Raw genomic sequence first — 24259 nt, forward strand, 5'->3', positions numbered from 1 at the left:
GAACATTTCTTTAAAGGAGGTGTTAACTTTCTTTTAACAACTTTTTGATGTTTGTCGCTTAGCCAGATTAATAATCAGAATTAGAAAGGATGGATAATATGAAACGGTATGTTCGTACATTCAGTGTTGTTACAATCATTTTTATTTTGATGGGTATATTCAGTCCCGTTTCAACCCTTGCAAAAGAATCTGCACAAAAACAACAAAATACGGTTGATACTACTATCAAATTGGACCCTAGTTATCAACACGATGCATTTGATGGATGGGGGACAGCATTAGTATGGTTTGCGAATGTGACGGGTGGATGGCCGGATCAAATTCGTAATAAATTAGCTGACGCGCTATTTGATGAAAGCGGTTTAAATTTAAATATTGCCAGATATAATATCGGAGGAGAAGATTCACCTGAAACAGAGGAATATATGAGGCCAGGTGGTGCTGTTCCTGGATATTGGAATCGTCCCGCTGAATATGATCCACCAGAAAATGCTGGTGAGGACTGGCAGGAACAAGAAGATTGGTGGGATCCGGAAAACCCTAATCACTGGGATTGGAATAAAGATAGTAATCAACAATGGTGGCTTGAAGCAGCGCAAGAGCGCGGTGCTGATACATTTGAAGCCTTCTCCAACTCCGCTCCGTATTTTATGACAAAAAGTGGTTATACCTCAGGAAATGAAAATTCATCAGAAGACAACCTCCAAGAAGACCAATATCAAAATTTTGCAACGTATTTAACTAAAGTGGTGAAGTACTTTGCAGAAGAAAAAAATATTCAGTTTCAGACATTGTCACCTGTTAATGAGCCTAATACGGACTACTGGGGTGCTGGAAACAGACAGGAAGGCTCACATTGGGACCCAGCATCACAGGCCAAGATCATCAATGAAGTGAGTAAACAGCTTGAACCTTTAAATCTTAATACACAGGTAGCTGCCATGGATGAAACAAACCCACAGAAATTTCGTCAAAACTGGGATCAATACGACCAGACAACGAGAAATAATATTGATCAACTTAATGTACATACGTATTGGCCTGCTGAAAGAAATGCAGCGAGAGATGTCGCAAAGAGTGCAGACAAACGCTTGTGGATGTCAGAGGTGGATCTGGGACCAAGTGGTATTCCTCAGGACTTCGACAACATAGAACCAGGCTTAGCATTGTCGGAAAGGATTACATCAGATATTACCAACTTGGAGTCAAAAGCCTGGGTACTTTGGCAAGCCATTGAAGACCAAGAAAATATGAACGCCGAAAACGAAAATATGAATTGGGGTCTCATCCACGCAGATTTCACTCCGGATAATTTTGACACACTTGAATGGCATAAAAATAAAAAATATTACACAATGGCAAACTATACAAAATTCATTCGTCCTGGTGATCATGTGATTAATAATGATAATGAAAATACCCTTGCTTCTATTAATGCTTCTAAAAAACAAGCTGTGGTGGTATATACGAATACATCCGATACGGAAAAGAATATTGATATTGATTTATCAGGATTTAAACAAGTGGATCCATCAGCGACTGCTACGCCACATGTTACTTCAGCCTCAGCAAATCTGCAACAAGGGGAAGAAATTGAGATAGAAGACGAGAAATTAACGACAAGAGTTGAACCAAAATCTGTTACCACTTTTGTGATCAATGGTGTAGCAGGTGTGGATCAAGCTGAAAATTATATTAAACCTGAACAATCATACCATATAGAAAATGTGAACAGTGAAAAAGTTTTAGATCTGAGTGATAGTTCAGTAGTTCAATTTTCAAAAGATCGTGACAGAACAACCCAACAATGGCAATTACAAAAAGTTACAGATGGATATACCTCTAAGGAGCTATATCGAATAAAGAATCTTGCCGGTGACCAGGTCTTAACCCATAATGATGGAACTGTAACATTAGCTCCATTTCAGAACTTAGATGCACAGAAATGGATGCTATCGACTTCAGGAAACGATATTTATACCTTTATTAACAAAGAGAGTGGCACCCTTTTAGAGGTAGGTGATCAGTCGACGAATGAAGGTGCTTCTGTAGGGGTGTGGAAAGCAACTTCTGGCGCTAATCAACAGTGGACAATCACAGAATCAGGTATTGAAAAAGTAGAGGATGTTAAAGTGTGGACATCAGTTGGAACAGAACCTGCACTTCCAGAAACCGTTCATGTGTATTACAGTGATGAAACAGAAGATGATGTCTCTGTCAATTGGGAGTCAATCGATGATTACCAATATCAATCAGAAAGAATGTTTAAAGTAGAGGGAGAAATTTCAAACTCTGCAAACATAGCAACTGCAACAGTTTATGTTAGTGATATAAAGGAATTAGAAGTGTTAAAACAAAAAACAGTGAAAGGAAATGCGCCGAATTTACCAGATACAGTAACGGCAACCCTAACAAATGGCGAGAAAGTGGATGTAGCGGTTAATTGGAATGAAGTTGATTCTGATGTTTATGCTGAATTCGGGAAATTCACCGTAAAAGGTGTTATTGAAGGATCAAACATGCAAGCAATTGCCTATATACAAGTGGTAAAAGGTGGCCTCGAAAATGTGGCATTAAATGAAAGTGACCAGCCTTTTCCAAAAGCTTCAGCCTCGTTTACTGGACAATGGGATGATGTTAATCAGTTAAATGATGGTGATTACTCTGATGCACGATGGACAAATTGGGACCCAAACGAATGGCGAGAAAAGGATTGGGTTGAAATAGATTTTGGAAATGAGAAATTACTATCCCATGTTACCTTATCTTTTTATGATGATGAAGGCGGTACAAGACCTCCAGAATCGTTATATTTGGAATATTGGAATGGAAATGAATGGACGAAAATAGATGGGTCAGATCTCAATGTGGAAGCAGAAAATGATATAACTATTGACTTTGAAGAAATCACTACTTCTAAGATAAGAGCACAGTTAACGGCCATGGCTGATACATGTATTGCGATTAGGGAAATGGAAGTGTACGGAACAGGGGATATCCCAGTTGTTGGTGATCAGACCACCTTAGATAATATATGGGTAAATGAGCAACCACTTGAAAACTTTGAATCTACTAATTACAACTATGAAATGGAATTAGAACAAGGTGAAGAAATGCCTGTTATTGAGGTAGAAACGAGTGATTTGTTAGCCACTTATGAAACGGTATTGCCAGAGTCAGTACCCGGGGAGGCAAAAATAATAGTAACAGCAGAGAATGGAGAAGACACTGCAACATATACAATCGATATAACTGAAAAGGAACCTGAACCAACGAATCCAGAAGATGATTCAGAAGAGGGAGACGGTGATGACTCTACTGACGATTCTGATCAGGAAAAGACTGTAAATTACGAAATAAATCTAAGTGAAAAAGAGAATTTGATTTATACAGAAGTTGAAGCAGGTCAAACATATAAAATACAAGGCTCAAAGTCGAGAATAAAAATGCCATCCGATCTACCAGCAGGAACGAAACTAGCGATTTATGAAAAAGATATCATGGAAACCAATCACGCTGGATTGCAAAAATCTGGGGATGGTTACACGTTTGCTTTTAAATATCCTGAAGGAGCCGAATCGCCAGACAAAAATTTTCAGTTAACCCTTGAATATGATGAAAAAGTTGAAGGGGATAAAGACATTTATTATTACAATAAAGAAAGCGATCAATGGAAAGCACAAGCTGCAGAGGCTGATAAATCAGAACAAACATTGACCGTTATGGTTTCTCACTTTTCTAGTTATGCGGTATTGGTAAAGACATCAGTGGAAGAAAACATGGATAATGAAGAAAATGCGAGTAACAATAACTTACCAAATACGGCGACTAACCAATTTAATTTATTATTTGCTGGTTTATGTTTGCTCGTTATAGGGATCTTTGCCTGGAGAGACAGACGAAGTCGAATGAAATAAAGGTTATTTCGCAGTAAAGAAAGATGAAGCTAGCTGAGTCATTATTCAGCTAGCTTCATTTTCATCTACAATGATGTCAAATTTCTATCGATAAAAGTAAAAATAGTGCTATTTTTCATTAAATGAAAGCGTTTATAATTTTGAGTAAGGAAAGGGGGAAGCCATATGCAGTTTGATACATCTGGAGGAATATTCAAAATTTGTGAGTGGCTCTATCGCCTGGCGTTACTTCAAATGATCGCCATCATCTTTACATTGGCTGGAGGGATTATTTTTGGGATTTTCCCAGCAATTACAGCAATGTTCGCGTTAACTGGTAAATGGCTGGCGCAAGAGGATTTTGCAATCACAAAAGCATTCTGGAAAGCGTATAAGCAGCATTTTGTGAAAAGTAATCTAGTTGGACTGGCTGTGTTACTAACAGGAACAGCCTTATATATCGATTTTGCTTTAGTGCAAAATTTTTCAGGTATCCTTTATTACCTTATTCTTAGCAGCAGTGCGACCGTTCTTGTCTTGGCTTCAATCGTCTTGCTCTATGTGTTTGGTCTCATGATTACCTTTCCAGACAGTAAGCTTATTGGCCTTATCAAAAGAGCGATCCAGATTAGTACGCTGTTCCCATTACAAACGGTTTGGATGGGGTTATCTTTAATCAGTTTTCTATTTATTTGCTGGGTGATACCAGGGATTGGTTTTCTATTTATGGGCAGCGGCTTAGCTTGTATAGCTATGTACTTTAGTCGATTTGCTTTAACCAGAATTCAATCGATACAAATTCCAACAGCACGTACGTCTATTTTGAAAGAGAGAGGTGTTATCCATGGCGAGTAAACAAGCAGCATCCGTTGAGGAGTGGCAACAGCATGATACTTCCAAGAATACGAAAAAATCAAGAATCGAAAAAAATGAAAGCCTGGCAGGGCTGCTATTTATTTCACCGATGTTTATCGGTATCTCCGTTATCGTTCTGTTTCCGATTGTAGCAACTTTTATTCTAGCGTTTGCCGACTGGAAATTTGTCACAGGGATTGATCAGTTACAATGGGTAGGTTTTGATAACTTCCGTGCACTGCTAGACGATGAGAAGTTTATTAAATCGATCATAAACAATGCCGTTTTTATTCTGACTGTGCCGATTACAATGATCATTGCCTTATTATTAGCGGTGATTATTGATAAAAATGTTTACTTAAAAAGTTATTTTAAAGTAGCTTTCTTTATGCCGTATATTTCTAGTGTGGTGGCGATCGCAGTGGTATGGCAAGTGCTTTTTCATCCTTCACAGGGTCCGATTAATCAGGTGCTAATGTCATTGGGAATTGATAATCCGCCGACCTGGATTTCAGACCCTAATTTTGCACTAATTTCATTAATGACAATTCATATTTGGATTTCTATCGGTTTTAGTCTGATCGTCTATATTGCCGGATTGCAATCGATACCGAAAGAGCTCTATGAAGCGGCTGATATCGATGGTGCTAACAGCTGGTATAAGTTTAAAAGCATTACGTTTCCGATGATTTCACCGACATCTTTTTTTCTGTTAATTACCGGGATTATTGCATCGTTTAAAGTGTTTGATTTAATTGCTGTACTGACACAAGGTGGGCCGCTTAATTCTACGACCATGCTTGTCTGGCATCTATACGAAAGAGCATTTCTGGAACTGGATGTCGGTTATGCGTCAGCTATTGCTGTAGTCTTATTCCTATTTGTCTTTCTGATTACGATCATTCAATGGATCGGACAGAAAAAATGGGTCAATTATTAATGGAAAGGTGTGATTGGGTTGAAGAAAGAACGACGCTTTGATGTAAAGAAGCTGGTGAGCACGATTATTTTATTCTTTTGCAGTATTGCCTTTTTACTTCCCTTCATTTGGATGTTATCAACGTCTTTAAAAATTGAGGCGGATGTATTTAAATATCCGATTGAATGGATTCCTTCCAGATGGAATGGCATTGCGAACTATCAGGAAGTATGGTTTGGTGAACAGCCATTTTATTTATATTATTGGAATTCAATCAAGGTAGCTGTGTTAACAACGGTTATTTCAGCAACGGTTTCTGCGTTAGCTGCGTATGGTTTCTCTAAAGTCCGATTTCCAGCAGGCAGTTGGCTGTTTTTGGTGGTATTAGCCACATACATGGTTCCTCCACAAGCAAGCCTGGTACCACAATTCATTTTATATCGTTATTTAGGATTGTTTGATACACATATTGGTTTGATTTTATTAGGAAGTTTTAGTGTACTGGGTACGTTTATGCTTCGGCAATTTTTCATAGGGATTCATAATGATTTTATTGATGCAGCAAAAATTGATGGAGCCGGCCACTGGCGGATCTTCTGGCGTATTGCCTTGCCAATTGTCAGACCAGCAGTTGCCACCTATGCGATTTTACGATTTATCTGGACATGGAATGACTATCAAAATCCGCTAATTTTCTTAAGAACGGATGCATTATATACGATTCAACTTGCCATGCAGAAATTTACGACATTGAATGGAAGTTTTTACACATTGATTATGGCAGCAGCTGTATCCGCTATACTGCCATTGCTAATCGTCTTTATACTTGGACAAAAACATGTTATTGATGGTATCGCTCTAGGTGGTGTGAAAGGATAGGTAAAAAAAGTGCTGTCAAAGGTAAAAATAGTGATATGTGATCATTTTCCTATATGATAGCATTTAATTTGTAAGGGTTTACAAAAACAAAACAGGGGGTTTGTTGAATGAATGTAAAAAGCAAAGCATGGATGTTGTTACTAGGTTTGGTATGTATCGCTATCTTGATGACTGCTTGTAATACGGGGGAGGATGAGCCGGCTGCAAGCTCTGATGATGCGAGTAATGAAGATACAAATTCTGAAACAAATGATTCAGATGAGCCAGTTAAAATTATGTTTCACACGCATGGTAATGAAGCTTCCTACAATTGGTCAGAAACGATTCCGGCATTTGAAGAAGCCCACCCTAATATTGATGTGGAACTAGTCATTCTTAGTGAGAAAGGTGACACGAATGAAGCACTGCAGAAGCTGGATCTTGCAGCGTCCTCTGGTGAGCAGCTTGATGTGTTAATGTTTAGTGATCCAGCATCATATGCACAACGAGTAGATTTAGGTATGGTAGCACCAATTGATGAATTTATTGAAGAAGAAGGATTTGAAGTGAGTGAAGAGTATAAGGTAAACACCAAGCTAGGTGACAGCTATTACGCATTACCTGGAAAGTTTAACCCATGGTATGTACTGGTAAACAAAGACCATTTAGAAGAAGCTGGTCTTGAAATGCCAACTGACTGGACTTGGGATGAATTTGCCGAATATGCAAAACAGCTAACGACTGATGACCATTATGGTACGTACTTCCATGGCCCGCAAAATGGTGGCTGGATGGAATATATGAAACTAGCCTTAGCAAGTAAAGCTGAAAATACGGAATTTTTACGAGCGGATGGCAGCTCGAACTTTACTGACCCTATGTTAAAAAAATCATTAGAGCTTCGCTGGCAAATGGAGAAAGAAGATAAGTCCGCAACACCTTATACCGATATTATGTCACAGCAGCTGCATTATCGTGATCAGTTCTTTAATCAAGATGCCAGCCTCGTCACAATTGGAAGCTGGATGAATACGGAACTTGGTGGTACGGATCAATTCCCGTTAAACTTTAATGTAGGTGTTGCGCCATACCCTAAAAATGATGAGGGGGATGAAGGTGGTTATACACCGGTAACAACGGATTATATGGCGGTAGCATCCAGCTCTGAACACAAAGAGGCAGCGTATGAATTCATTCGCTGGTACACGACAGAAGGTCAAATTGTTCAAGGTAAAAATATTCCTTCATGGAATGGTGTAGGTGATGACGAATTAGAAAGTATTGTGACGACAATTCTTGAGGATACAAATAATCCAGAAAAAGTAGACAAAGAAGGACTAATTTCCGTTTTAAAAAATTCAAAAGCATCCGAAATTATTCCTCCTGCACCATATCAGGCTGAGATCTATGAAATGGTAAATGAAGAATACGAAAAATTGATTTATGAAGAGCAAGATATTGATGCCACGATAGAAGCGATGGATCAACGGGCTAACGAGATTATCGAAAATAATCAATAATACTTGAAGCATTATTAATAAAACGATTACAATTAAGTAAGGGACGTTAATCCGTTGTCCCCAACCATTCTTTTTACGTTAGGAGGATGTAAATGAGGGCATTGTTACGGAGATTAACGTCTCCTTCTTTTCGTTCTAAAGTATTCCTTGCTTCCTTTATCTGTATCGGTATTCCTGTCATACTGTCCTTATCTATTTATAGTTACTTAACGAGAGATGCGGTGGAAGAGCAAGCCATGCAAAACGCGACGAAGGCATTGGATTTAACAGAAGAAAATGTTTCTCATATCTTAGATGATATGTTGAACGTTTCCAACTTTGTTCAGATCGATTCCGAATTAAACACAATTCTAAAAAACAAATCCAATATGTCCTTATCTGCTTTGGAAAATCAGGATTACACGGGCTTTTTAGAAGATCGTCAAATCCAAAAAACGATCGAAGATATTACACTGCTTGGCGAAAAGTCATTCGTAACGATTTTGCTGGAAAACGGTAAATATTATACTAATTATACGACTGCACAATTTGATCCATATTCTTTGTATGATGAAGAATGGCTTAACAAATTAGAGAAGGTAAACGGCTATGAAACATACTGGTCCGGAGTAGAGCCAACGATGCTGCAATACGAAAAAATCCAGAATCCTTATCAGCTTTCAGTCGGAAAAACGTTAAGAAGTAACAATAAAGAAATTTATGGCTATGTAATCGTAACCCTTTTAGAAACAAAAGTGAGAACCGTATTGATGAATAAGAATGAATCAGAAGAATTAATGTTAATGGACGGCAATAATACGATTCTATCCCATCAAGATCCACAACAAATTAATAATAAAGCAGCATTCGTTGCACAATTGAATCCTCGTCAGTCCTCACAAATAGTAGAATTGCAAGGTCAGAAATATGTCATAACACAAAAGGAATTAACCTTTAATGATTGGAAGCTGGTTTCGAAGGTTCCTTATAAACAAGCGACGTCTAATATTAATTCTATTTTTTCAAAAGTATTCATTTTGTTAGCGGTTTCTTTTGCCGTGTTCTTTGTGATACTGGCTTATCTAATGAGGCGTATTACGAAGCCGCTTCGTTACCTTGAACGTGTAGTACGAAAAGTTCAGGGGGGAGATTTGTCTGTTCGTTCTCAAGTAGAGAGTAAAGACGAAATCGGAGAGTTTTCTCAGTCATTAAATAATATGTTGGATCGCGTTAATATGATGATTACAGAAGTCAGCCATACCCATAAAAGAAAAAGAAAAGCTGAATTAGCGATGTTACAGGCGCAAATCAATCCGCATTTCTTATTTAATGTTTTAAATTCGATTCGTATGAAAGTATTCCGGTTTGGCGATAAGGAAAGTGCTGGTATGATTCAATCATTATCTAAACTTTTGCGATGGACGATTGATAATCAGGATGATCAGATATGCTTCCGTGATGAACTAGGTTTAATTCGGGACTATGTCAAACTGATGAATATGCGCCAAAAAAATAAAGTTACATTACTTATAGAATGTACGGACCAAACGAACGACCAAATGGTTCCGCGTTTTTTGTTACAACCGTTAATCGAAAATGCCATTATTCATGGTTTGAATCAAGGAGAAGGCGAAATTCGTATTGAAGCTGATGTAAATGACTATCAGTTTACTATATTGATTAGTGATAATGGTGCCGGAATGAGTGAGTCTGCATTAGCGCGTGTGAATAATACATTTGGAAATGCAACGAATAAGACACGAGCGGCAAGCCATTCTGGATTCTCCAGTATCGGTATGACAAATGTATATGAGCGATTGCAGCTTTCGTATCGCAAAAAGCCTGAAATGCTAGTGAAAAGCAAAGAATATGTAGGAACTACCATTGAAATCATTATTCCGTTAGGTGGTGAAGAGGATGTACAAGGTAATGTTAGTTGATGATGATTACCCAACGATTGAATTTTTATCCGAAACAATTGATTGGGAAGCACTCGGAATGGAATTACTAAGCACACATGAGAATGGTCTTCAAGCCTATGAATCTGCCAAAGAAGAGATGCCAGATATATTAGTTACTGATATTGGAATGCCAAAGATGGACGGCATCGAATTGACGAAAAAGTTGAAACAAATGAAAGATAACTTACAAGTTGCTATCATTTCCTGTCATAACGAATTTTCGTATGCTCAGCAAGCATTAAAATTAGATGTACAAGATTATATATTAAAAGAATCGCTTAACCCCGATGATTTGGTAGACATTTTATTACAATGTAAACAACAATTAGATCGTGATATTACGAAGTTAGTAGAAGTAAAACAGTTACAGCATAAAGTGAAAATGAATTCGGACATCGAAAATCAAAAGCTGCTACGACAATTAATTCAGGGATCTTCTAAACGGTTTTTAGAAGTTTTACACAAACAGACCGCTTATATCCCAGTTCAATTTTCGATCATGAATTTCTACAAAGTAAAAGAAAATTATATATCAGAAGATACTTTGCAATTCGCGATTTTAAATGTGTTACAGGAAATGACAGAACAGCAGCAAAGTCAGGAGATGGTTTGTGTCCATTATGAGGGTAACAAAGGTTTTGTTTTTTATCCCTATCAAGTCACCATTAAGCACGACAGTTATGGTGAACTACGGAATTTGTTGAAATCATTACAAGAAGCGTTAAAACAATTCTTGGAAATAGATCTTACCTTTTTAATAGGTCGTGAAGCAGGAGCGGAGACGCTGAGACCAGAAATATTATCCTTATTGCGCAATGAAACACAATTGTTCTATGCCACATCAAGCGCCATTTTAACCATTGATGAGCAGATGGAAAGGAAGGCTTTCAACCAGGAAATGTTCTCTTATTATCAAGAGGTTACTTCTCAATTGAAGCAAGCTTTGTTTGAAAGAAGCCTGACTGATTTTTCTCGCTATTTGGAGAAATGGATCCAGTTTTGTATGGAGAAGCAATTTCATCCTAAAGTAGTAAAGGAATGGTTCTTACGCATGGTGCTGGATGTCAATATGCGATTACGAACGATGCCTTATTTACCTTCCAATTATCATGTGGAAACCTTACAGGAGGAGGTGTTTGTCCTTCATTCCATCTATGAATTACAAGAGTGGCTGCAAGACTATGCCAAGAAATGCCTGGATGAAACCGCGCAGCAATTGAAGAATAATTATCATAAAGATGTGCTGGAAGCTTGCTATTATGTGTCTCATCATTTGCACAAAAAGCTTTCATTGGATGAAGTGGCAGAACATCTTTATTTAAATTCAAGCTATTTCAGCAGGTTATTCAAGAAAGAAATGCAAGTAACTTTTGTTGAATATGTCAAACAGCGCAAGGTAGAGCGGGCAAAAGAGTTGTTAGAAGTAACGGATGATTCCGTCGGTAATATTTGTGATCAGTTGGGTTATGACAATCAGAGCTATTTTATAAAAGTCTTTAAGAAGCTGGTAGGCTGTACGCCACTGGAATTCAGAGGAAATAAATGGAATGGGGTAAATGCTAAATGAGCTGGCGAAAGCAAGTACTCAAAAAGCTGCGAGCAGACGCTGTAAGGTTCGAACAGGAAAAAGTAACGGAGATTGATTTTCGAACATACCGGGAGTTTATGACGACTGGAGAACGTGAAGCATATGAAAAGCAATATTTCTACCGAAGAAAACGGGCTACAACGTTTGGTTTAATGCTGTATGAATTTCCGGATGACAAGCATGTCGCATCGTTATTGGAAAATGAAATTTGGCAAATTTGCAATGAATTTACCTGGTGTTTGCCAGCTCATATGGATCAAAACAGGGAAGAACAAAACTATCAAAAGTATCAGCAAATGAAGCATCTAGCATACACCGTTGACCTTTTTGCAGCTGAAACAGCCTTTATGCTAGCAGAAATGATAACCATGTTCAAAGGAAAGCTTGATCCTTTTATTGAAGAGAAAGTGGCGATTGAGGTGGATAGAAGAGTATTCACTCCATTCAAGCAAGAAACGTTTCATTGGGAAAGGGCTACCCACAATTGGGCTAGTGTATGTGGAGGATCAATTGGTGCCGCAGCTATTTATTTAATAGAAAATAAAGAAGAAAGGCGTACCATCCTTACTCGTGTCAACCAAACAATGAATAGTTATCTGTCCGGATTTTATCAGGATGGGGGATGTACAGAAGGTTATTTATACTGGCAGTACGGCTTTGGATTTTTTTGCTATTATGCCGATTTGTTAAAAAAGGCTGAACAGATCAACTTGTTTCTTGATCCGAAGGTTAAACAGATAGCGTTATTTCAAGAGAAAATCTTTTTATCAGGGAATCATATCGTTAATTTCTCTGATGCTCCTGCTCAAGCAGCACCACAGATTGGCTTTACTCATTATCTCCATCAGCAATTTCTTGAGGTTCATCTGCCTGACGAGGATTTGGCTCAGACTAATATTGTGGATCATTGTGGCAGATGGGCACCGGCAATTCGGGAATTGCAATGGTACGATGCCAGCCTTAAAGGGAGTGATTGGCCAGAACAAAACTATTACTTAAAGGAGTCCGCAATCTTTCTATCTCGTAATAAGAAGAGCTGTTTCGCTGTAAAAGCAGGACATAATCAGGAACCTCATAATCATAATGATGTCGGCCAATTGATTCTTTATGGTAAAAATCAATTATTTCTACGAGATTTAGGTGCTGGCCAATATAACAAAGATTATTTTAATCACAATCGTTATCAATTTATTTGTAATAGTGCAGAGGGGCATTCGGTTCCTGTGATCGACGGGATTTATCAGCAGGAAGGAGAGGAGTATCGAGGGGAATTCTTAAAGGTGGAACAAGCCGATGCAACTGATCGTGTGCTTATCGAATTAAGTCAAGCGTATCCTAATGATATGCGACTGTTACGAGAATTGAACTGGATGCATACGGAGCAGTCCGAACTTCAGTTCATCGATACTTATCAGTTTACTGATTCACCTGAATCGTTGGTAGAATCTTTCATTCTGGCTGATTTACCTTACAAATGGTATGAGGATAAATGTATATTAGTAGGTGATGAGGTAAGCATGGAAATCCATTATGATTCAGATTTTTGGCAGCCTGCAATGGAACGGAAATATTTTATCAATCATAGTGGAGAGAAAGAATGGTTTATTCATATGTTATTAACTTGTAAATCAATACAGCCAGTAATAGAGGCTGAATTCAGATTCAAACTTATTTAAGGAGGGAGAACATGGATGTATTGCATCATCATTCATTACATACAAAAGAGGATATTGCCAAGTTAGCAGAATCAATGTGGCAGCCGTTAGATCCTTATTATGATCCATATCACTCAAGGATTCGAGTAGGGCAGACGGCAGCAGCATATCCAGAGCATGTCGCTGGTTTAGAATGTTTTTCTCGTGTGTTGTGGGGAGCGGCTCCACTATTAAAGGCAAAAGGAGAAGCAGCTTTATGGCCGAAACATTTAGAAGGAATAATTAATGGCACTGATCCTAGTTGTGATGGCTATTGGGGGGATATTGCCGATTATGATCAACGAATTGTGGAAATGGCAGCATTCGGATATGCGCTATGTCTGGCACCGGCATATGTCTGGGAGCCGCTTACAAGTTCACAGCAAGAAAATCTTGTTCAATGGTTGCGTCAAGTGAATCAGCACAAAGCGCATGATTGTAATTGGCTGTTTTTTGCCGTTATCGTGAATATCGGTTTAAAAAAAGTGGGAGCAGCATATAGCCAGGAAACGATCGATCAACATTTGGACAGAATTGATGATTTTTATATTGGCGATGGCTGGTATCAGGATGGAGAAGTCGCTCACGTCGATTACTATACACCATTCGCGATTCACTATTATGGATTGTTCTATGCCAAAATCATGGAAAAGGATGACCCTGAACGTTCACAGAAATATAAACAACGAGCGGAACGATTTGCAGAAGATTTCATTCACTGGTTCTCTGCTGATGGGCGTGCACTGCCTTATGGGCGAAGTTTAACTTACCGTTTTGCACAAGCATCCTTTTGGAGTGCATATGCTTTCGCAGGATTATCCAATGTACCATCTGGTGTTGTTAAAGGGATTATTTTTAATCATTTGCGCTATTGGAGCAAACAGGATATCTTTCTGCCAGATGGAACGTTGTCCATTGGATACCAATATCCTAATGTACATATGGCTGAAAATTATAATGCGCCAGGTTCACCGTATTGGGGGTTTAAAATTTTTTTGATTTTGGCGTTAGCAGATGATCACCCATTTTGGGAAGCGGAAGAAAAAGCATTATCTTTATCTGATGAACAGGTTATCCAGGCCAATGCCAGTATGGTGCTTGTCCGTGATGGAGCTGCAGATCATGTTGCCGCATTTACAACAGGATATCAGCATACGAATGGACACACGCACACATCAGCCAAATACGAGAAGTTTGTTTATTCTAATTACTTCGGTTTTAGTGTACCACGAGCCAATTTCGGACTCGATCAAGGTGCTTTTGACAGCATGCTTGCAGTAAGTGAGCAGGATAACCAGTATCGTGTGAAGCAAAAAATCGTGGAGAAACGAATCGAGCAGGATCATATATTTATCAAATGGAATCCTTGGCATGATGTTACGATCAAAACATGGCTGATACCCGGATTACCATGGCATGTGAGGATTCATCAAATTGAAACAGCAAGACCTTTAGATATCGCGGATGGTGGATTCTCGTTAGGGTTATCTGATCAAGATGTGGAGAATAAATGTGAGTATGGATCCGCAGAAACTGGCAATGGAAAAGTATCTGCACTTTCATTAGATAAACAAGGAATAGCGAAATGTTATTTTCCTAATGCCAATACAAATATAATGGAGAAACGAACCGTGCTTCCAACGATTGAAGCGTCGATAGAAGCAGGGAACCATTTATTCGTTCATGCCTTCTATGGTTCTCCTGCTTCTGAAGAGCAGTCTTCACCACCATCGCTGGAAAATAATATAGTATCTATCGGTCAACAAACAATAGCATTAGCGGATTTAGTTGGGAAATAATAAAAGCTGCCTGCAGGAAGATGTATTCCTGCAGGCTATGTTAAGGTAGAAGCAAGAGGTGACAGGTTGAAATATTGAAGCTGGAATAGCACTGATAAAAGTAAATCAATCAACTATTTTAACCAAAGGAGGCTTTTATGCGAAATCATGATGATCATCAGCAGAATAAGCCGTTTAATGATGTAATAGATCATATGCAGCAAACAGAAGGAGCTCCTGTTAATAGAGGAGGGCGATTACCGAAACCGATTAAAATAATTGGTTATCTCTTATTTGGTGGGTTTTTTGCCCTTTTCCTGCTGGGAATGATCTTAGGATTTTTTCTATAAGATTAAGAAAGCAATTATTTCATTCTTTTTGCTTAAGATTGAGGAAATAATAGTGTAGGTTCTGATAATATGGGTTATGTCAGCCATTGCTAGCCGAGCATTCGTATTGAGATATTTAATGTGCTAGGATACCGCTTCGGCCAACCACTCCGCGTTGATAACCTCCCTTTAGGGTAGACAGCTTAAATAAAAAAAATAAACTGTTAAAGGGAGGAAACAAATTGTGGGACGTCCATATTATTCAACAGAATTCAAATGGAAAGTGGTTCAAGAATATAAAAATGAAGGCCGTGTGTTGGAGAAGATGACGAAAAAATACGGTGTGCATCATTCTACCGTTAAGAAATGGGCCAAAATCGTAGAAAAAGAAGGGAAACAAGGTTTAAATAAACAAGGTGAGATTCAATATTATTCGAAGGAACGGAAACGTAAAGCCATCCGAGATTATTTATCTGGGAACTATTCAGTTCGAGAAGTGACAGAAATGCATGATATATCAGATGCATCGGTTTTAAGGAATTGGTTGAAAAAGTATAATCGGTATAGGAAGAGACAAGCACGTGCTGAAGAAAGGGGATTCTCTATGACGGTTAAAAGACGACCAACAGCGATGACAGAACGCATTGAAATCGTGAAATTTGCGTTATATCATGATAAGGATTACCAATACACCGCTGACATGTATGGTGTTTCTTATCAACAGGTATATCAATGGATACGGAAATATGAAGCTAAAGGCTGGGATGGACTTCAGGATCGACGTGGAAAACCAAAACCATGGGCTGATTTAACGAAAGAGGAGAAACTAAAGCGTGAAAATCGAGAAAAAGATAAGGAAAATGAAAGATTGCGTGCAGAGGTGGCTTTCTTAAAAAAGTGGGACGAGCTAGGAGAGGAGGTGGTCACGACGATAACTAGAGTACGTCATGAGCATCTCTATCAGGTGATTCAACAACTACAAAAAGAAACGGCCTTTTCAATTTGTCTATTGTGTGAGGTGGCAGGGGTTAATCGTGGTGCCTATCACAGGTGGCTAATCCGAGAAGATACAGAGGAAGATCAGTTTAATCGAGAATTGTTACAAGAGATACGTAAGTTGTACGATGAATGGGATCAAGCAATTGGTTATCTGCGAATGACTAGCGAGTTAAAAAGAAAATTTGAGCATCCGATCAATCACAAGCGTATCTATCGATTAATGGATATTGAAGGGATAAAAGCAGTTATACGACGAAAAACCAGATCCTATATACCATCAAGACCTGAGCACACAGCAGCGAATATCTTAAATCGCGAGTTTCACGCAGATAAGCCGAATGAGAAATGGTTAACAGATGTGACAGAATTTAAGTACGGAAAAGGGAACAAAGCTTATTTAAGCGCCATATTAGATTTAAACGAAAACCGAATTGTGGCATTTAAGATAAGAAGAGCGAATAACAATGAATTGGTATTTGATACGTTGATTGAGGCTTTAAACGAGTTATCAGACGGCGAGCACCCTCTCATTCACACGGATCGAGGCGTACAATATACCTCGTATGGATTTAAACGAATCGTGGAGAATGCAGGACTACAACATAGTATGTCGCGTCCAGGGAAATGTATTGATAATGGACCGATGGAGGGCTTTTGGAGTTCATTAAAATGCGAAAAATATTATCTACATCAACAAGAATATCAAACCTTTTCTCAATTAGTACAAGCCATTACGGAGTATATTCACTTTTACAATTATGAACGTTTACAACTAACATTAAATGGTTATACCCCGATGGAATGTTTTGAAAATACAGTAGCTTAGTCTTTTATTATTTTAGTTGTTTACTTGACAGGGGGAGGTCCACGTCCTGCGGGGCACGGCTGAAGCTAGGCTACTACCCGAAATACTTCTCTGCTGCCTTGCACCGAGGAAGCCTACTTCGAAGCTTTACTAGTAGACGCAGGTGCAGACGTTGTGGATCTCCAGCGCCTGCCTGTCCCGCGGGAGTCTACGTGGTTGGCCTGCGCTAGGTTAGGGACTCTACAACTTCTGTAAGAGCTAGCATATTGATCACTGCATATATAACAGCAATTAAATGAATGACATAATGCCTAGAAACACTGCTTTTAGCTGTTCCATACGTTGCAGCACTTCCTCTAAGCGTAGAAAATAGGCGGAGACTCCTCATACCTCAGCGCGAGTTAAAAATCCACTTTATTTGTGCCTGTGTCTGCTAGCATTGCTTCGAAGTCGGCATAAGGCAGCGATGAAGTAATTCAAGTAGTAGCCTAACTGAAGCCGTGCCTACAGGACGCGGAGCCTATTTCCGGAGCTTTGCTAAGCATATAATAATTATCAAAATGACACATTGCAATACAGTTCCACTTTTCATAATCCCTATTATAGGTAGTAGTATAAAATTATTACATCATTTGAACTGATCGGGGTTATGTTTGTTTTGTCTTATTGGAGCAACATAAAAGCCTCCTTACTCTTCACACTAAAGCGTGAAGAAAGGAGGCTGTAGTTTTATTCTTCGTATTTTCCGATAAGATCAAGGGCTTCTTCAACGAGTGACATATCAATCACTTTATCAAAATCTAATTCTCCTTGGATAGCACCGTTCTCTTTATACAATTCGTATTGGTCGATGACGTTGTCCTCAAAAATGTAACCATTTGGATTTAATCCAGTTACACCAACTTCTTTCCAAAGTTCCTCATCTTTTAAGGCGGTGTGGTTGGCCATGATCGAGATCACTTCACCACCATCATCTTCCCCTTTAACAAATACGTCGTTATAATCACGAACTCCTCGTAAATAAGCAGCCATAAAGCGAAGTGCTACATCGCGTCTTTCCGTTAAAAACTTTGGAGAACCGAGAACCATCGCAATTTGAGCTTCAGGAGCATAATCAGTGGCATCTAAAAAGCGTTGATGAATGGCTTGATTTGAACCCTGTGTGATTAAAGGTTCAATTTGTAAAGCAAGGTCAACCTGCTTATTTCCCATTGCTGCCATCATGTTACCAAAATCACTCATTAATACAAATTCCACATCATCAGGTGAAATGCCAGCATGCTTTAACATTTCATGATAGATGTAGTCGTCAACTGAATTCTCTGAAGATACCGCGATTTTCTTACCTTTCACATCGGCATATTCGGTAATCTCATCCTTTAAATCTTCTCGCACGACGAATGTGAAATATGAGCTACCTTCATTATTATGCCCTTTATCCGCAATAAATCGAACGTCAATACCTTGTGCAATCGAGTTGAAGAAAGAAGCCGTGGAAATACCACCGGCGACATCTACTTCACCTGAAGCGACAGCAGGTAACATTTCGTCACTGTTACCGAATGTAGCGAATTCCACTTCAATATTGTATTCTTCAAAATAACCTTTATCCTTGGCGATATAAAAACCAGCCCCTGAAGCAGACCCGTCTTCTGCAATTACCACTTTGGCCGTCTCTTCTAACGGTGCTAACGGATCTTCATTGTCCGTTTTTTCCTTTTCCGTTGTTTCTGACGATTGACACGCACTAAGCAATACAAACATAACAATAGCCATCATTGGAAAAATCCATTTTTTCATTTTTATTCCTCCATCTAATTTATCACGGAGCTAACCGTCCGTAAGACCCCCGTTAGTCTCACTAAATCACTTTAGCCTGGCTTTTTTGACTTCATTTTGAAGATGCTCCCATACATCTAAAAATGTTTGTGTCATCGTGGAATCGGATCGCACTTGCTCGATAGATCTCGGCCTTTCTGTATTAATGTGAATATCTTGAATGATTCTGCCGGGTTGCGCACTCATTAACAAAATTCTGTCACTGAGCAATAATGCTTCATCAATACTGTGGGTGATAAACAGAACTGTTTTTTTCGTTTCTTGCCAAATGGACAATAGTTCTTCCTGAAGTATAAATTTGTTTTGTTCATCTAAAGCAGCAAAAGGTTCATCCATTAACAGAATTTCAGGGTCGTTCGCAAAAGCGCGAGCAATGCTGACTCGCTGCTTCATACCGCCAGATAATTCTTTAGGATAAAGGTGCTTAAATTGCGTTAAGCCAACCTTCTCTAAATAATAATCAGTACGTTCTCGAATGTAGTTTTTCGGTAAATGCCTCATTTTTAATCCAAACGCTACATTGTCTTCAACGCTGAGCCATGGAATAATACCGTTCTCTTGGAATACCATGGACTGTAGTGGCTTCTTTTTATCATTTTGTTGAATGTGGACAGATCCGTTAGTTGGCTTTTCTAAATCAGCTAATATTCTCAGTAAAGTTGTTTTTCCACAGCCGCTCGGTCCGAGTAAACAAACGAACTCCCCTTGATTAATCGTTAAGGTAATCTGTTCAACTGCCTGAATGTACTTATCCCGTTTAATAAATTGCTTTGATAAATCATCGATCACTATTTTTGACATACTTTATCCCTCTTTTCTGCTTTATTTCCACGGTAATAATTTCCGCTCGAGCCCTCTAAGTAATAAGGAGAAAAAGTAACCAAAAAACGAAATAAGAATTAAACCGACATACATTTCTGGTAATAAAAATGCTCTGTAATTCATCCAGATCAAATAACCAATCCCGGATGTTGCCCCAATCATTTCTGCTGCAACGATGGTTAGTAAAGCAATTGCCTGACCCATCTGAATTCCTTCTAACATTACTGGAAGTGAACCCGGCAGAGCAATTTTGAAAAAGAAGTCCTTTGCGCTAGCTTGATAATTTTTTGCAACATCTAAATAGATCTTATCTATATTGGCGACACCAGCTGCAGTGTTAATCGCGACCGGGAAAAAGACACTAATCGCAATAGTGATCATTTTTGAAAATTCTCCGATACCAAAAAGAATTAAAATAATTGGCAGCATTGCAATAGTTGGGATTGGCATAAAAATCATAATAATTGGTGAAAAGAACTGTCGGAAATAACGGTACATTCCCATCAATAATCCTATGCAAATCGCTGGTATCACACCAAGCAAGAAACCTAGTACAATACGTCTTAAACTGATCGAAATGTGATGAAATAGTTCACCAGACTCTCCCATTTGTATAAGTGTTTTCAGTATTAATGTTGGTGGTGGAAAGAATCGTGGATCCAGTATGGAAAATTGGGAACAAAATTCCCATATTACTAGTAAACACAATGGGGAGGAGATGGTGATCAACTGTGCTAAAGAAATTTTTATACGCATGATCCCTCTTCCTCTCTTTATATGCCTATCATATGTATTCGCCCATAAGGTGTGCCAAAAAATATGTTGAAAAACCTTACAAAGAAGGGGGGGGAGATAGTGATTTATAACTACCTATAATATGGATTATGTAAACTAGCCATCGCTGCCAAGCATCCATATTGAGATATTTAATGTGCTGGGATACCGCTTCGGCCAACCACTCCGCATCCTGTGGGGCACGGCTGAAGCTAACTTTGTGAAGAAGATCGCTTCACAAAGTGGATCTTCAGCGCCTGCATAAACCCGCGGGAGTCTCCGTGGTTGGCCTACGCTAGGAGTGGTACTCCACAACGTTTGTAAGAGTTAGCATATTGATCACTCATCACTATATATAACAGGAATTGAATGAATAATAACATAATGCATAGAACCACTGCTTTTAGCTGTTCCATACGTTGTAGCACTTCCCTAAAGCGTAGGAAATAGGCGGAGACTCCTCATGCCTCAGCACGAGCTGAAGATCCATTTATTTGTGCCTGTGTCTGCAAGTAACGCTTCGAAGTGAGCTTCCTCGGCACAAGGCAGCACAGATGTTATTCAAGTAGTAGCCTAGCTGAAGCCGTGCCCACAGGAATCGGAGCCTATTTCCGGAGCTTTGCAACGCAGATAAAATATTTCAAAATGACCGTTTTGCCATACAGCCTTAGTTTACATAATCCATATTATAGGAACTTAACTTCATGCTCCATATCATTACTGCTGTGACTGCACTTATATACTTTATTGATCGATAGAAAAAGCAGTACGATGTTTCATCGTACTGCTTTTCATCTTTACTTATATAAAGAACTGACGGATTGTTGTTCATATAAACGGATAATGGCTTCTGCCACTACTGGTGCAACAGTCAACTGGGTTACTTTGTTTACCTGTTTTTCTTCATTTAGCGGAATTGTATTGGTAACGATCAATTCTTTAATACCGGAATCCAGGATTTTATTTACAGCAGATCCTGAAAGAACAGGGTGAGTTGTACAAGCATAAACTTGTTTTGTACCATGATTTTGTAACGATTCTGCAGTTGTTGAGATTCGATGGCCGGTATCTATAATATCGTCAATGATGATCGCTGTTTTATTTTCAACCTCACCGACAATGCTAATAGTAGATGCATTGTCCCGTGGGCCACGTCGATCGACGATGGCGATTGGAGCTTTTAACTGATCCGCTAAATGTCTAGCACGTGACACACTGCTATGATCTGGTGCTACCACAACGATATCTTCTAATTGTTTTGCATCCAGATAACTTCCGATAATTGGAACAGCGGTAATCGGGTCGACCGGAATATCAAAGAATCCTTGTGCCTGTGGGGCATGCAAGTCAATCGATATCATCCGGTGTGCACCAGCTTTTTGAATAAGATCTGCAATTAGTTTGGCAGTGATCGGCTCTCTTGCACGTGATTTGCGATCCTGGCGGGCATAGCCGTAATAAGGCATGACGACATTAATGGATCGGGCAGAAGCTCGCTTCAATGCATCTATCATTATTAGTAATTCCATAATATGATCCTCAACTGGATCGTAAGTAGACTGAATGACAAATACATCACAGCCTCTGATACTTTCTTCAATATTAATTTGTATTTCCCCATCACTGAACGTTTTAACAGATGATTTTCCTAAATCAATTCCGATATGTTCGACAATTTCTTCAGCAAGTGGAAGGTTTGAACTCAATGCAAATACTTTTAATTTGCTATTATGGTATGTATCATTCAAGCAAAAGACCTCCTCATTGTTGTTGTTTCCATTCCATATTATCGCAAAAAGCCAACTGTGTCACAAGTTATCCATCTTAGTCCGTAATATCACGACTTATTTATATGCTTGTATAAGTGAGATAATTTGTTTGACTTGCTCTGATAAGAGGGCAGATGTGTTCGACATGCATTCTGCGAGTGATAAAGGGCGATTTACGATCGAGAAACAGCCGGCAAAATGTTTGCGTAATTTTGTTGTATCTCCACCAATGCTACCAGAAAGCAGGACAGCTGGAACATGATAATTATTGGCAAGTTCTGCTACATATCCTGGTGCTTTTCCGTATAGCGTTTGTTCATCACTCTGTCCTTCACCAGTGATGACCAAGTCAGCCTGTTTAATAGCCTCAGGTAATGCAATTGCTTCTCCTATCAGCTTCGCCCCTGATTGCAAGCTGCCGCCAAGAGTAAGGAATGCAAAGCCTAGACCACCGGCTGCTCCAGCACCAGCAATGTCTTTAAAAGTAGTACCCATCTGGTTCTCTATCAGTTTTGCGAATTGATCTAATGCCTGATCATATTGACGTATTTGATCAGTTGTGGCACCTTTTTGCGGACCATATACATTGCTTGCTCCAAGCTCACCACACAACGGGTTGTCTACATCACAAGCGATCCGTAAATCGATCTTAGCTAATCTTGGATCTAGTTTTTCCAGATTAACAGACGTGATACGCAATAAGTCCTTTCCAAATATATCTACTGTATTTCCATCCTCGTCATAGGCCTCTAGGCCAAGCGCCTGTAATAAGCCGAGACCGCCATCATTGGTAGCACTTCCGCCTAATCCAACTATAATTTTCTTGCAGCCCTTATCAAGTGCATCGAGTATCGCTTGACCCATTCCGTATGTAGTAGTTAAATCAGGGTTTCTTTTATCTTCTGTCACTTGATACAGTCCTGCATGCATAGCTGTTTCAATAATCGCGTTTTTTTGATCGATAATAGCGTAGCTTGTCTGAATGGTTTCACCTAACGGACCTGACGTGGACAGTTGGATTTCTTCACCTGATGAGGCGGATAAGATGGCTTCTATCGTTCCTTCGCCACCGTCTGCCATAGGTTTAGTAATAACGTTGTGATCACCTAATGCTTCAATTGCCTGTTTGATGGTTTCGGCTACATCTGTTGCGGACAGGCTCCCTTTGTATGAATCTGGTGCTACAACAATTTGCATAGTTGTCCCTCCATAATTTAAAACGATTTGTTTAAATTATACCGAAGATATCGCTTTCACACAATCGAAGTCGAAGTACAATTTATAAATAAAAAAAGTGATGTACATTGACATCACTTGGAAAACTCTACTGATTTTTTTATGATTTGTTTTTGTTTAATTGTTTTGCGCATTTCAAGCAATACGATGGTAAATGCGATATGGCCGTATACGATATTAGCAAAGAAGATACCCCACAGCAGCATTTCGCCAGTCCCGATTCCTGCAGTCATATGCTGATAGAAGGTGTACCATGCACCAACGACCAATGGAATTTGCCCGATGGCTGTTTTTTTCCAATTATCTCCCCATAATATAAATGGTGTACAACTAAATACTAATAAAAAGATTAACAATATATCCATCATCATCACCTCAATGAATAAAATTTAAATCTGTAAGTGTTTACAATAATAGTATATCATAGTTGTTCATAAAGTTGTAACATTTAATTCAAAATTTAGACACAAATTTGTTAAAAAAAATTCACGATATAGTTATTGTTTCCCTTATTTGAATAAAAATAAAAGTGAATTCACGAAAAAATTTTAGAAAATGGAGAAAGCATTCAAGCCAGAAGGATGTTTATGGGGTACTAACATTTTTTTTGCATAGAAAAAAACAGCCAGTACGTTAAA

The 24259-nt window shown here is 38.9% G+C and carries 17 protein-coding genes; 11 read left to right on the plus strand and 6 right to left on the minus strand.

The window, feature by feature from the left end; all coding sequences use genetic code 11:
* Positions 1 to 98: 98 nt before the first annotated feature.
* The 11 genes from MUN87_RS20795 (at position 99) to MUN87_RS20845 (ending at position 17202) form a co-directional block, all read left to right on the plus strand.
* Positions 99 to 3917, plus strand: coding sequence for a glycoside hydrolase (locus MUN87_RS20795; protein WP_244743719.1), 3819 nt, complete (start codon positions 99 to 101; stop codon positions 3915 to 3917).
* 165 nt (positions 3918 to 4082) lie between these two features.
* Positions 4083 to 4751 carry a YesL family protein gene (locus tag MUN87_RS20800; protein ID WP_244743722.1) on the plus strand — a complete coding sequence of 223 codons (669 nt, stop codon included), beginning with the start codon at positions 4083 to 4085 and terminating at the stop codon, positions 4749 to 4751.
* Positions 4741 to 5691, plus strand: a complete 951-nt coding sequence (locus MUN87_RS20805; RefSeq protein ID WP_244743725.1) for a carbohydrate ABC transporter permease — start codon at positions 4741 to 4743, stop codon at positions 5689 to 5691. The genes MUN87_RS20800 and MUN87_RS20805 overlap by 11 nt, the downstream gene beginning before the upstream one ends.
* Positions 5692 to 5742: 51 nt before the next feature.
* Positions 5743 to 6549, plus strand: coding sequence for a carbohydrate ABC transporter permease (locus MUN87_RS20810; RefSeq protein ID WP_439649674.1), 807 nt, complete (start codon positions 5743 to 5745; stop codon positions 6547 to 6549).
* A 107-nt stretch (positions 6550 to 6656) separates the two neighbouring features.
* On the plus strand, positions 6657 to 8048 hold the full coding sequence (locus tag MUN87_RS20815; protein WP_244743731.1) for an ABC transporter substrate-binding protein: 1392 nt from the start codon (positions 6657 to 6659) through the stop codon (positions 8046 to 8048).
* 92 nt (positions 8049 to 8140) lie between these two features.
* Entirely contained in the window at positions 8141 to 9967 is a 1827-nt protein-coding gene (locus tag MUN87_RS20820) for a sensor histidine kinase (protein ID WP_244743733.1), read from the plus strand.
* Complete coding sequence (locus tag MUN87_RS20825) at positions 9945 to 11555, plus strand: response regulator transcription factor (protein ID WP_244743735.1); 1611 nt, start codon at positions 9945 to 9947, stop codon at positions 11553 to 11555. The genes MUN87_RS20820 and MUN87_RS20825 overlap by 23 nt, the downstream gene beginning before the upstream one ends.
* Positions 11552 to 13252 (plus strand): heparinase II/III family protein, encoded by a 1701-nt coding sequence (locus MUN87_RS20830; RefSeq protein WP_244743737.1) that lies wholly within the window; start codon positions 11552 to 11554, stop codon positions 13250 to 13252. Before MUN87_RS20825 ends, MUN87_RS20830 begins: the two co-directional genes overlap by 4 nt.
* A gap of 11 nt (positions 13253 to 13263) precedes the next feature.
* A complete protein-coding gene (locus MUN87_RS20835; protein ID WP_244743739.1) occupies positions 13264 to 15069 on the plus strand; it encodes a DUF2264 domain-containing protein in 1806 nt (601 codons plus the stop codon).
* Positions 15070 to 15206: 137 nt separating this feature from the next.
* Entirely contained in the window at positions 15207 to 15398 is a 192-nt protein-coding gene (locus MUN87_RS20840; RefSeq protein WP_244743741.1) for a hypothetical protein, read from the plus strand.
* A gap of 223 nt (positions 15399 to 15621) precedes the next feature.
* Positions 15622 to 17202: an IS3 family transposase gene (locus MUN87_RS20845; RefSeq protein WP_244743743.1), complete on the plus strand. Its 1581-nt coding sequence runs from the start codon at positions 15622 to 15624 to the stop codon at positions 17200 to 17202.
* A 708-nt stretch (positions 17203 to 17910) separates the two neighbouring features.
* Here the strand turns inward: MUN87_RS20845 and MUN87_RS20850 are convergent.
* The 6 genes from MUN87_RS20850 to MUN87_RS20875 form a co-directional block, all read right to left on the minus strand.
* The gene (locus MUN87_RS20850; RefSeq protein WP_244743744.1) at positions 17911 to 18981 is read right to left on the minus strand and encodes an ABC transporter substrate-binding protein; all 1071 of its coding nucleotides are present in this window, start codon (positions 18979 to 18981) and stop codon (positions 17911 to 17913) included.
* A 66-nt stretch (positions 18982 to 19047) separates the two neighbouring features.
* Positions 19048 to 19821 (minus strand): ABC transporter ATP-binding protein, encoded by a 774-nt coding sequence (locus MUN87_RS20855; RefSeq protein ID WP_244743746.1) that lies wholly within the window; start codon positions 19819 to 19821, stop codon positions 19048 to 19050.
* 21 nt (positions 19822 to 19842) lie between these two features.
* Positions 19843 to 20598, minus strand: coding sequence for an ABC transporter permease (locus tag MUN87_RS20860; RefSeq protein ID WP_244743747.1), 756 nt, complete (start codon positions 20596 to 20598; stop codon positions 19843 to 19845).
* An 815-nt stretch (positions 20599 to 21413) separates the two neighbouring features.
* Entirely contained in the window at positions 21414 to 22364 is a 951-nt protein-coding gene (locus MUN87_RS20865; protein WP_244743748.1) for a ribose-phosphate diphosphokinase, read from the minus strand.
* Positions 22365 to 22460: 96 nt separating this feature from the next.
* On the minus strand, positions 22461 to 23582 hold the full coding sequence (locus MUN87_RS20870) for a glycerate kinase (protein ID WP_244743750.1): 1122 nt from the start codon (positions 23580 to 23582) through the stop codon (positions 22461 to 22463).
* A gap of 113 nt (positions 23583 to 23695) precedes the next feature.
* Positions 23696 to 23992, minus strand: a complete 297-nt coding sequence (locus tag MUN87_RS20875) for a spore morphogenesis/germination protein YwcE (RefSeq protein WP_244743752.1) — start codon at positions 23990 to 23992, stop codon at positions 23696 to 23698.
* Between the last annotated feature and the right edge of the window lie 267 nt (positions 23993 to 24259).

This window comes from Gracilibacillus salinarum, from assembly GCF_022919575.1.
Lineage (GTDB): Bacteria > Bacillota > Bacilli > Bacillales > Amphibacillaceae > Gracilibacillus > Gracilibacillus salinarum.